Origin of the sequence: Chlamydia felis Fe/C-56 (assembly GCF_000009945.1) — a bacterium.
In the GTDB taxonomy this organism is placed as follows: Bacteria; Chlamydiota; Chlamydiia; order Chlamydiales; family Chlamydiaceae; genus Chlamydia; species Chlamydia felis.
Map to the genome: position 1 here is coordinate 665,683 of NC_007899.1, position 11,995 is coordinate 677,677.

Here is an 11,995-nt window from a genome sequence, read left to right on the forward strand (position 1 = left end):
TAACAAGTTGAAAAAATCATAACTCCTAGGTTAAAGAGTTGTCAATTCTGTATTCTGGCTATTTTTAGAATAAAGTCTTTTATAAGCCAATTTCTTACCATAATGAAATAAAGAAACTACGACATAAAAAGCCATTAATACAAAAACTGAAATCCCAGAAGTTGATAATCCCACATCGTAGGATGTTAAAATAGCCCTAGAACAGGCTGGAGCAATTAGCGCGGCAAGGGCTCCAAAAATCAAAGACCAAAAAAGCATTCCACGCACAGAAACAACAAAAATCTTAGCAATAAGCCCCGGAATGAGTAAGAAAGCTAAAGCCATTAGCACTCCGACAGCTCTAAATGCTCCTACTAAGCTTGCAGACAACTGTAAAATAATCAAATAATCAATGATTTTTACAGGAATTCCTACCGCAGCAGAGAATACCGAATCAAAGGAAACACAAACAAAACTACGAAACCCAATTAAAGACACAGCTAGATTAATTAAAAGGATTGCATACACCGCAAAAATATCCCCACAAGATAATGAATCAGCATTACCCATGATAAGTTCGGTTCCTATATGAGCATTACGTGTTAGAAATACTAAAAGAAGTAAACTCATAGAAAATAATAAGGAGAATACTAAAGCTGTACTAGCCTCCTCAGGGACACGAAAGACATTTCTTATGGCGTGAATAAGAAAACCAGTAAGTAAAGCTGTAGAAATAGAAGCTAAGGTAAGAGAACCTAAAGACAGTGTGGTTAATTGATGAGTGAATAGGCAAATGCTCACTAATCCAAATAATACCGTATGAGAAACAGCATTGGCATACATTGCCATTTTCTTTAAAACTAAGAAACTCCCTACAAATGCTCCAGATAAAGCTATACCCAAGAACACAATAACTTGAATGTCGTCAACAAACAAATGACTGCGAAACAGATCTCCTGAGAAGAATCTTGAGAAAAACACAATAAAAAATTGAATAAAGGACACCCCGTGATATGGGGAAAAAGCTCCTATCATAGCTCCTCTTTCTTATTTTCTGTTTCCGGGATTAGTTTATCATGTGGATCGTAATCAGGATTATCTAACATCTCAGTAATAGCATGATCTAATTCATCAGTAAGAACATGCTCCATCTCCTCTGCAAAACTATGCACATCTTCTTCCTTAAACTCTAAAGAACGCACGAGATAACATTCCCAAAGTCTATGAGCTCGAACTAATTTTTTGGCTTTAGTTTTTCCTTTCTCACTAAGACTCCAGAGATAATTTCTATGCTTTAAAAAACCCTGACGCTCAAGAAGCCAAAGTCTAAATCTTGGGAAAGGCTTGGGGCCAAAATACTCTTGATATTTACGCGAACAAACAAAATCTCGTGCTCCAACTTCAAACAATTGATCTTCTAATAAATACCAAAATACCTTCAGCAAATGTTCCTGATTCTTGGAGAAGGAAAAACGTTTCCTACGTATAGATCGTATCACCCATCCCGATTTGGGAGAAAACATTAAGCAAAGAAAAGACAAACATCCTGAGATAACAACAACTAGAGGCCCTGTAGGTAAAGTAATTGCACCTACATGTCCAGAAACACGACAACTGAAAGCTACAGAAACATAACTTCCAAGAGCACCGCATATCCCCCCAAACAAACAAGAAAGAAGAAAAATGATATGTAATCTATCGGACAATTGACGCGCTGCCAAAGACGGAGCAACGAACATAGAAGATATTAATACAATACCCACAGAACGCACACCGCTTACAATAACAAGAGAAATAAATATAAGAATAATACTTCCAGAAACGCGCGTGCTTAACCCACAAGTAGAAGCATAGTCTTTATCAAAGATTGTCACAACAATTTGACGATACCACCACCATAAAGTCGCTAAAGAGATAAGAAAAACAAATGCTGCGAGTTTAGCTTCTGTATAACCCAGTGTAGCAGCCTGGCCGTATAAATAAGCATTAATGCGATTGTATAATAAAGGACAACAATCCTTCACATAGCTAGCTAAAATAACACCTAGACCAAAAAAAACAACAAGAACAAAACATTGAGAGGCGTCTTTATGGACTCTCAAAATTTTTTCTAAAAAAACTATGATTCCATAGCCTAAAATAGCTGCAAGACAACCAAAAACAATAACTAAAATAATCGAGTCTGTGAAGAAAGAAACTTTATAGCTCAATAAAGCTCCCAAAAGCAGTCCTGGATACGAAGCATGCGAAAGGCTTTCACTTAAAAGAGGCTGTTTGCCCACAAGAAGCAAAGTTCCCCATAAAGCTGTTGTCATGCAAATTAAAGTAACCGCCAGGAAACTTGATAAAAAAATAGAATCAATAAAAACGCAATTGAGCATCTAATACGCTCCTTGTTGCTTTCCTCTAGATAATTTAAGAGTGCGATCTAATAGTTCTAACTCACAACCATAAGCTTGAAAAATATTTTTGCTGGTTAAACACTCATCAACAGGACCGGAACAAATAAGATGTTTATTTAATAAGATAATATGATCAAATAATTGTCGCACATGACTGAGATCATGATGCACCACAACAATAGTGCGCCCTTGTTCCTGCAGTTCTTTTAATACATCCACTACAGTCTGATATGAAGCCATGTCTATGGCTGCAAACAATTCATCCATAAGATAGAGGTCTGCCTTTTGCATAAGAGCCCGAGCTAGAAATGCTCTCTGCTGCTGTCCACCGGAAAGCTTCCCTATTTGTCTATTTGCAAAAGCAGTTAAACCTACCCTGTCTAAAATATTATATGCTTCTTTACGATCGTCAGACGTAATTCTACCCCACATCCCCTTATACCCATAGCATCCCATGAGTACAAGATCTAGAACTGTCATGGGAAAATCCCAATCCACACTAGCCCTTTGAGGCATATAAGCAACACGTTGATGCACTTTTTTAAACTTATTGCCGAAAAACAAAGAGAAACCAGAAGAGGGTCGTATTAATCCTAATGAGGTTTTTAAAAGAGTGCTCTTACCCGCACCATTCGGTCCCAAAACCGCAGTTAACGATCCTTTTCTTAAAGAGAAGGACACATGACATAAAACATCTGAGTGATCGTAGTTCACGCATAAATCGTGCACAGACCAAGCAATTTCATTTTGTCTATTCAAGAGTTCCTCCTAGTTCCTCTGTAATTATACTAACGTTGTGTTTAAACGTATTAAAGTAATCATGTTTAACGTTATCACTATACAAAGGACGGTTCGCTAATCGAATACTGTGCCCCTGCTTTAAACACGAAGCAATTTTTTTCAAAGCATCTTGATTTAAAGTATCTTCAGGAAACATGACAGAAACATTATGCTCATGGATATAGTCTACAACAAGCATGATATCGCGAATGCTAATTTGAGCCTCAGGAGCTATGCCTTCAGGAGAAATACATCGTCTACTCCAAGTATTTGCCTTCACCTCTTCTGGTGTCGCTAAATAACGTCTTGTAAAATAACTAAAAGCATTATGACCGGAAACCAAATACCTAGATTCTTCGGGTATTGTATTTATACACCTTTTAGCCCAACTATCTAACATGAGCATTTCTTCTACTAGTTCTTTGGAATTAGCAGAAAACTCTTTCTCATACTCTGGGAACTCACTAATTAAAGCTGAGGTTATCTCTTTCACCCCCTCGGCCCAGATGCTCATGTCTGTCCAAATGTGTGGGTCACAACAACCATCTTCCTCCAAAGGAGAAAATACTCCATGCTTTATTAATCGCTCCCCTATATTTATAGTCTTCGGGTTTCCTTCCAAATGCTTGCGCAAGCTTGCGGTATGCTCCAAACCAAGACCATTGCAAAAAATAAGTTTACTCATAGCCATTTTATCCTCATCCCCTTTGACCATCTCATATGCATGAGGATCTATAGATCCTTCGATGAGAACTAATGGAAAAATCCTATCTCCCACAATTCTAACTACACAATCATGTATCATTCGATTCATAGATAATACATAAACCCTATCATCGCTATTGTGCATCTTAGAAGAAGAGCATCCAGAAACAATAAAAATTAAAGCCAAGCAAATTGAAAGTTTTACTCTTTTGAACAGATGTGCCAACAACATATGCCTCCGTTGGAGAGATTAGTTTTGAGAAATTAATAAAAGTCGGAACAACGAAAGGCATAAGGTATATAAAAGAGAGAAAAAAATCTCGTTATTTATTTAGAAAACCTTGTGGAAGGATAATAAACATCGAACAAAGAAAAGAAATCGGAAAAAGGAGTCTTTACTTCTTGTCATGTTTTTATAAAAAAAACAAAAACAAGTTTCATGACAATGAAATGGCTTTTAATTATAAAGAAACAAATGTTACAGAAAAAGTCTTCTTGTCCTTATGATTGTTTCTTTTAAAGTTATTTATGAAACAAAACGATCTTTTCCTGGAAAATAACATTGCGAAAAAAAGCAAAATCCAACATAAATTACGTCTCTAAATAAACAGAACTTTAATTTTATTTTTCTAAACGTTAAATCGAAAGTATGCCAAATTCTTTCTTATAAAATTTGTAAAGTAAACATCGATTAATTTTTACGAAGATTTAGCAAGTTATAAAGGTGGTTTCATGGCCGTAGAGCAGTCGAATATAAATGAAGAAATAGAAAAACTGATCTTAAAAGCTATTAGAAAAGTCTGCGGGAATAAAGAAAACGATTTATGTCGCTATCTTCCAGGACCGAGTGGTGGCTATATGCACCATTTTACATTAAAAAAGATGAAAAGCGCTGCTCCCGAACAATTTCTAAAAATGTTAAAGACATTTATCTTGGAATCTGATTCACCACGAGCCATTAATCCAAAACCTCGAGCACCTAGAGGGTCTAAAAAACGAAGGGACTTTATTAACTTCACGAAAACTGATATAGAACGCGTTCTAGAATTAGCCAGACAAGTGGGAGATAAAGATCTTTTGGCACGTTTTAGCCCTAAAAAGCCCCTTCCCTCTTTAAAAAGAGAGCTTATTCGATCTATCCGCAACGGCATAGTTAGCGTTGAGCTGTGGAATGCCTATGTAGAGGCTGTAAAAACTAATTCTTCAAATATAGATTCTCCTCAATCTTTCGTTTAAAAAAAAAGCTTTATGATCGGCTAAGTAAAACAAATATTTTAGCCGATTTACCTCAATCTCTCGAGAACGTAGCAGAGACTCTGAGCCTCTCCCCTCCTTTTTTCTTGTCAACAGAGAAAAAAGTTGGTATGCTAGAAAGCTAAAAAAACTCAATTTTAATCATTTTAAATACCAAATTATTAATAACTTATAAACTAAGCTATTTCAGAGGGCAAATATGACACAAACAGCGGAAAAACCTTTTGGAAAATTGCGCTCCTTTCTTTGGCCAATACACATGCATGAGCTAAAAAAAGTGCTGCCGATGTTCCTAATGTTCTTCTGTATTTCGTTCAACTATACCGTGTTGCGAGATACAAAAGACACTCTAATTGTAACGGCTCCCGGCTCTGGTGCAGAAGCTATACCCTTCATCAAATTATGGCTCGTCGTTCCTTGCGCTGTTGTCTTCATGCTTATCTATGCCAAGCTGAGCAACATTTTAAATAAGCAATCCCTCTTCTATGCAATTACTATCCCATTTCTCGTATTCTTTGCTTTATTCCCAACAGTAATCTATCCATTCCGACACGTATTACACCCAACGGATTTTGCGGATAGATTACAATCTATCCTTCCCCAAGGATTAATGGGTTGTGTGGCTATGCTTAGAAACTGGACATTTGCCATGTTCTACGTTCTTTCTGAGCTATGGGGAAGCGTGATGCTTTCTTTAATGTTTTGGGGTTTTGCTAATGAAATTACCAAAATTAGCGAAGCTAAACGTTTCTATGCCTTATTCGGCGTTGGAGCTAATGTTGCTTTATTAGCTTCTGGTCGTTCTATTATTTGGGCGTCTAAGCTACGTGCTAGCGCTTCAGGAAATACGGATCCTTGGGGTCTTTCTCTATATCTCTTAATGAGCATGACTATTGTTGCCGGCTGCGTTATTATTCTATGCTACTGGTGGATGAATAAATATGTTCTTACTGATGCTAGATTCTATGATCCTAGAGAACTACAAAAATCCAAGAAATCCAAACCTAAAATGAGCATGAAGGAAAGTTTTGTTTATCTTGCAAAATCTCCTTACATGTTACTACTAGCTCTCCTTGTTATTAGCTACGGGGTTTGCATTAACCTTGTAGAAGTTACTTGGAAAAGTCAGTTAAAAATGCAATACCCAAATGCTAATGACTATAGCCAGTTTATGGGTAACTTCTCATTCTGGACTGGAGTTGTTTCTGTTTTCGTCATGCTGTTCATCGGCGGTAACGTTATCCGTAAATTCGGCTGGTTAACAGGAGCTCTTGTTACTCCGGTTATGGTGTTGTTAACAGGAACGCTTTTCTTCACTTTAGTTATCTTTAGAGATCAAGCTTCTGGAATCGTAGCAATGTTTGGAACCACACCATTAATGCTTGCTGTTGTTGTTGGTGCAATCCAAAACATTTTATCTAAATCCACAAAGTACGCTCTCTTTGATGCAACCAAAGAAATGGCCTATATTCCATTGGATCAAGAACAAAAAGTTAAAGGAAAGGCTGCTATTGACGTTGTTGCCGCTCGCTTCGGAAAATCTGGAGGTTCTTTAATTCAACAAGGTCTTTTAGTAGTTTGTGGAAGTATTGGAGCAATGACTCCTTATCTAGCAGTAATACTCTTTGGTATTATTTCTATATGGTTAGTCTCTGCGAAAAAACTTAATAAACTATTCTTAATTCAATCTGCAATCAAAGAACAAGAACTTTCAGGAGAAGCTATTGCTTCTGAGCCTGTAAGCTCCTCCTCAATTCAGGGAACACCTGCTGTTGAGAACGCTTCTTCGTAACATTGAATTAGGGATCTTATAGTAGAAATCCTCACTTGGAAACAGGTGAGGATTTTTTTTTGCCTTTAAAAATTCAATGCTACACGCCACATCCAGGAGAATTCATTTCCTTATTTAAGTAGGTATCAACATTCATTAGTTTCTTATGAAATTTTGTTTGATGATTAAAGTAGAAACAAATAGTCCTACAAGCATTAGTAAATCTTTGATTCATCAACTTTTTATACTGAGTCACATTCTTAAGTTCAGAATAGGTTGATAAAGCTATGCTGGGTTCGTAATTAAGGCTAGATTCGTTAATAAAATCTCCTAGAAAACGTCTCGCTAGTTTCTTCATACCTCCTCCCCCCAAGAAAGATTCATCTATCCAGGATAAAAATAGCCAAGAAGAAATTGAGACTGATCGAATAAGTTGTAATTGATCCCAAGAAAATCCATGCAAACATATACGCAAAAGAAGGTTCCTTAACTCCTCTTCTGTAAACTCTACACGTAGGTTTCCAGAAATAACTTGCTCCTTATCTTTAGTATACCTGCTATAGTCTCCCTGAGAGCTAATGATCAATCTATCAACTATGACAGAGACATCCTGGTGATCCCAAGTATTATTCCTGGCGTGAGTCATCAAGCAGGAATAATCTTTTTCATTTAATTCCTGAACTACTCCATACATATGAAGATTGAAAATCGTTGATGATTTCTTCCCATCTAAGGACTGATATATGAAACCTATGTCAGAAAACCAGTAGTCTCCTAAATATCTCCTATCCTGTTTCTCGTTTTTCTCGTAACTTTTACTTAAAACATCATTGCTGCCTAGCTCTATAAAATGTTTCATCCAATATAGAGGACTGTTGTCTATTAATAATTTATCTAAATCAGGGAGCTCCTGAAGGTTGGTCTCTATATCAAAGTTATCAATACCAAAAGCCTCTAGATTATTCCTTAGTTGTGGAGATAACTTGTGTAAATTTTTCTTGATCAATGAGTTTTGGCTCTTTCCGAAATTATCCATAAAACACACCAACTCTCTTAGCTTTATAATACTTAGGTCCTGATTACTTACAAGATCATAAAAAACTCTGGGGAAGTTTGCTTTTATAACTCGGCGAAAACCCAAAGGAATTCGAAGATTTTTTGGTTGCGAATACTTAATTATAATTTGAGCGGTAACAAAAGATAGAATACACCACCCTAAGCTAGCAAGAATTAGTGAGACAGTTAAATTTATAGATGATGGTAAAACTGATAAACAAATAAGACCTGAAATAATAAATAAAATACTCACAACAATTAATACGATTAATTGGTATGTTTTCGGTCTCTTTGAGTGCATGTATCGACAAACTGCTTCTTGCTTCGGAAGAGCTTGAGAAGAAAAAAGATCTGAAGCTTTCATAATTTATACTAAATAAAATAAGAACCTAAATATTAAATTTTAACTATAGAGTTTCTATATTCGCTAAAATAAATGTATAAAATATGCAAATTGCAAACACAAGAATTATTCTAATTTTATTTTCTCAAATAAATTAAACTCATCTTCTTATATTCTAGTAGTATTGACAACTAACTATTCTCAGTCTAACATGGCTCTCTGTGAAATTGACAAAACATCTGCCGTATTTTGAAAGAGTATAAATTAGAAAATATTCGAAACTTTTCTATAATTGCGCATATTGATCACGGAAAATCCACAATTGCTGATCGCCTACTTGAAAGTACGAGTACCGTTGAGCAAAGAGAGATGCGTGAGCAGCTTCTTGATTCTATGGACCTTGAAAGGGAGCGTGGTATCACCATCAAAGCACATCCCGTGACTATGTATTATAACTACAACGGTGAAGTCTATCAGCTTAACCTCATAGATACGCCGGGCCACGTGGATTTTTCTTATGAAGTATCGCGATCTTTAGCAGCTTGTGAGGGAGCTCTTCTTATTGTTGACGCAGCTCAAGGTGTGCAAGCTCAGAGTCTAGCTAATGTGTATCTAGCCTTAGAACGAGATCTAGAAATCATCCCCATTTTAAATAAGATTGATCTACCTGCTGCCAACCCTGAAAAAATCCGAAAACAAATAGAAGATTACATAGGTCTGGATACAACTCATGCAATTGCTTGCTCAGCAAAAACTGGTGAGGGAATTTCAGAAATTCTTGAGGCAATCATTAACCTGATTCCTCCGCCAACTCCCCCTCAAGAAACTGAATTAAAAGCTTTAATTTTTGATTCCCATTATGATCCTTATGTAGGAATTATGGTGTATGTTCGTGTGATCAGCGGAGAAATTAAAAAGGGTGATCGCATTACTTTTATGGCAACAAAAGGATCCGCTTTTGAAGTATTGGGTGTTGGAGCTTTTCTTCCTGAAGCCACTTTAATTGAAGGGTCTTTACGAGCCGGTCAGGTGGGTTACTTCATAGCCAATCTTAAAAAAGTTAAAGATGTAAAAATTGGTGATACTGTAACTACTGTAAAACATCCGGCTAAAGTACCTTTAGATGGGTTTAAGGAAATTAATCCTGTAGTTTTCGCTGGTATCTACCCTATCGACTCCTCAGATTTTGATACTTTAAAAGATGCTTTAAGTCGTTTGCAACTAAACGACTCAGCTCTAACAATCGAGCAAGAAAGCAGCCATTCTTTAGGCTTTGGCTTCCGTTGTGGCTTTTTAGGATTGCTACATTTAGAGATTGTCTTTGAAAGAATCATCAGAGAATTTGATCTTGATATTATTGCCACAGCGCCCAGTGTGATTTATAAAGTCGTCTTAAAAAATGGAAAAACACTGCTCATAGACAATCCAACGGCCTATCCTGATCCTTCGATTATCGAGCATATGGAAGAACCTTGGGTACATGTAAATATCATCACTCCTCAGGAGTACTTAAGCAGTATTATGAACCTATGCTTGGATAAGCGTGGTGTATGCTTAAAAACCGAGATGCTCGATCAACATAGGCTAGTTCTTTCTTATGATCTTCCTTTAAACGAAATTGTTTCTGATTTTAATGACAAGTTAAAATCAGTAACCAAGGGTTACGGATCTTTTGATTATCGTTTAGGAGATTATCGCAAGGGAGCTATCATAAAGCTTGAAATTCTAATCAATGACGAGCCAGTCGATGCTTTTTCTTGTCTCGTACATAGGGATAAGGCAGAGGCTCGCGGAAGAAGTATCTGCGAAAAGTTAGTTGATGTCATTCCTCAACAACTATTTAAAATTCCCATCCAAGCTGCTATTAATAAAAAAGTGATTGCTCGGGAAACAATTCGCGCTCTTTCAAAGAATGTCACAGCAAAGTGTTATGGTGGGGACATCACTAGAAAACGCAAGCTTTGGGAAAAACAAAAAAAGGGTAAAAAGCGTATGAAAGAATTTGGGAAAGTCTCTATCCCAAATACAGCTTTTATTGAAGTTCTAAAAATAGATTAACCCTACTCCAATAAATTAGAGCGCTTTTCTATAAAGGGAGCCCGGTTCCCTAGCAAATCTCTACTTCTTTTTATTACTCCAACAATCAAGACCCTTGAGGGAAGGCCGGGGAGAAAAAAAGGATATCGAAATACCCCCAAAGAAATACCTACCATGTCTATGTCAAATCGTCGCGCTTTATAAAAATCATTCTACTAGCGTTGTAGTTTTAGTCCCTATCCAATCCGTATGGTAGAACTCCCCTCGAGGTCTATCCTTACGTTCATAAGTATGCGCTCCAAAATAATCTCTCAGTCCTTGTGCCAGAGCTATTGAGGAGTCTTTGGTTCGATAACCATCATAGAATGTCAAGGCAGCTGCTAAACAAGGAACAGGGTATCCCGAACCAACTGCGTACGCGACTGTTCTGCGCCATCCCGATTCAGAATTTTGCAACGCGGATTTGAAATAGGTCTGTAAAATTAGCGAAGGAGATTCTGGTTCTTTTTCAAATCCTTTATGAATAGCATCCAAAAAGACACTTTGGATTATACATCCCCCTCTCCATAATAAAGCGAGTTCTCCAAAATTAAGATCCCATTGATGCTCTTCAGAAGCCTGTTTTAATAGCATAAATCCTTGAGCATAACTAACAATCTTCGAAGCGTATAATGCCCGGAATACATCTTCAATAAAAAGATGAGGATCTCTAGGTTTTTCAAAAACTATAGGAATTCCGGGAAGTTCTCGAGCTGCTTGCTCACGAATAGTTTTCCATGAGGAAAGAAATCTAGCCAATACGGATTCAATGATTAGGGAAAGAGGAACACCAGAATCAATAGCATCCAAGGCTGTCCAGCGACCTGTTCCTTTTTGTCCCGCAACATCTAAAATTGTGTCAATCACGGGGAAACCATCAGAATCTTTTAGAGAAAGAACTTCTACAGCAATTCTCATTAGGTAACTTTCTAACTCACGAGAATTCCACTCAGAAAAAATCGATGATACAGCCTCGGGAGATATATCTAGGCGCGTTCTTAACAATCCATAAGCTTCGCAGATTAGCTGTATGTCTCCGTACTCAATGCCATTATGTACGGTTTTCACATAATGACCCGCGCCCCCTGGACCAACCCAACTACAACAAGGATTCCCATTAACCTTTGCGGCGATTCCTTGAAAGATGGAAGCTATGTGTGGCCAAGCATCGCTATTACCTCCAGGCATAATAGAAGGTCCATATCGAGCCCCCTCTTCACCTCCAGAAATTCCCATACCTATGAACAGTATACCCTTGCCCTTAAGGTCTTGGCACCGTCTCTCAGAATCCCTATAATAACTGTTTCCTCCGTCAATAATAATATCACCAGCTTCAAGATAAGGTAATAATGACTCGATACTCTGATCTACAGGAGCCCCTGCCTTGATCATAAGCATAACTTTTCTGGGACGTTTTAAGGAGCGAACAAAAGCTTCTAAATTTTCGTGTCCCTGAAGACTTATGTTGTGAGAATGATCCTGAAGAAATTCTCGAGTTTTCTCGGGGCTCCGATTGTAGACAGAAACAGAAAAACCATGATCTATCATATTTAATACAAGGTTCTTCCCCATCACAGCTAAACCAATTAGTCCGATATCTGCTTGCTCTGCCACCGATCCTCCTCAACA

Annotated in this window: 9 protein-coding genes; 3 read left to right on the forward strand and 6 right to left on the reverse strand. The window is 37.3% G+C overall.

Annotated features, from left to right (window positions below; genetic code table 11):
* Positions 1–30: 30 nt before the first annotated feature.
* Genes CF_RS02875 through CF_RS02890 form a run of 4 tightly spaced genes read right to left on the reverse strand, consistent with a single transcriptional unit; the run spans position 31 to position 4,098 of the window.
* Positions 31–1,014: a metal ABC transporter permease gene (locus CF_RS02875; RefSeq protein WP_011458119.1), complete on the reverse strand. Its 984-nt coding sequence runs from the start codon at positions 1,012–1,014 to the stop codon at positions 31–33.
* On the reverse strand, positions 1,011–2,360 hold the full coding sequence (locus CF_RS02880) for an iron chelate uptake ABC transporter family permease subunit (RefSeq protein ID WP_011458120.1): 1,350 nt from the start codon (positions 2,358–2,360) through the stop codon (positions 1,011–1,013). Before CF_RS02880 ends, CF_RS02875 begins: the two co-directional genes overlap by 4 nt.
* On the reverse strand, positions 2,361–3,140 hold the full coding sequence (locus tag CF_RS02885; protein ID WP_011458121.1) for a metal ABC transporter ATP-binding protein: 780 nt from the start codon (positions 3,138–3,140) through the stop codon (positions 2,361–2,363).
* The gene (locus tag CF_RS02890; protein ID WP_011458122.1) at positions 3,133–4,098 is read right to left on the reverse strand and encodes a metal ABC transporter solute-binding protein, Zn/Mn family; all 966 of its coding nucleotides are present in this window, start codon (positions 4,096–4,098) and stop codon (positions 3,133–3,135) included. The genes CF_RS02885 and CF_RS02890 overlap by 8 nt, the downstream gene beginning before the upstream one ends.
* Positions 4,099–4,598: 500 nt before the next feature.
* Between CF_RS02890 and CF_RS02895 the strand changes: the two genes are divergently transcribed.
* Entirely contained in the window at positions 4,599–5,102 is a 504-nt protein-coding gene (locus CF_RS02895) for a DNA binding protein DdbA (protein WP_011458124.1), read from the forward strand.
* A 217-nt stretch (positions 5,103–5,319) separates the two neighbouring features.
* Positions 5,320–6,912, forward strand: a complete 1,593-nt coding sequence (gene npt1 / locus CF_RS02900; RefSeq protein ID WP_011458125.1) for an NTP/NDP exchange transporter Npt1 — start codon at positions 5,320–5,322, stop codon at positions 6,910–6,912.
* A gap of 79 nt (positions 6,913–6,991) precedes the next feature.
* On the opposite strand, the gene CF_RS02905 is transcribed toward npt1, so the two are convergent.
* Positions 6,992–8,311: a DUF1389 domain-containing protein gene (locus CF_RS02905; protein ID WP_011458126.1), complete on the reverse strand. Its 1,320-nt coding sequence runs from the start codon at positions 8,309–8,311 to the stop codon at positions 6,992–6,994.
* 228 nt (positions 8,312–8,539) lie between these two features.
* Between CF_RS02905 and lepA the strand changes: the two genes are divergently transcribed.
* Positions 8,540–10,348 carry a translation elongation factor 4 gene (gene lepA / locus CF_RS02910; RefSeq protein WP_011458127.1) on the forward strand — a complete coding sequence of 603 codons (1,809 nt, stop codon included), beginning with the start codon at positions 8,540–8,542 and terminating at the stop codon, positions 10,346–10,348.
* 186 nt (positions 10,349–10,534) lie between these two features.
* Here lepA and gnd read toward each other — a convergent pair whose 3' ends face one another.
* Positions 10,535–11,980 (reverse strand): decarboxylating NADP(+)-dependent phosphogluconate dehydrogenase, encoded by a 1,446-nt coding sequence (gene gnd / locus CF_RS02915; RefSeq protein ID WP_011458128.1) that lies wholly within the window; start codon positions 11,978–11,980, stop codon positions 10,535–10,537.
* Positions 11,981–11,995: the final 15 nt, after the last annotated feature.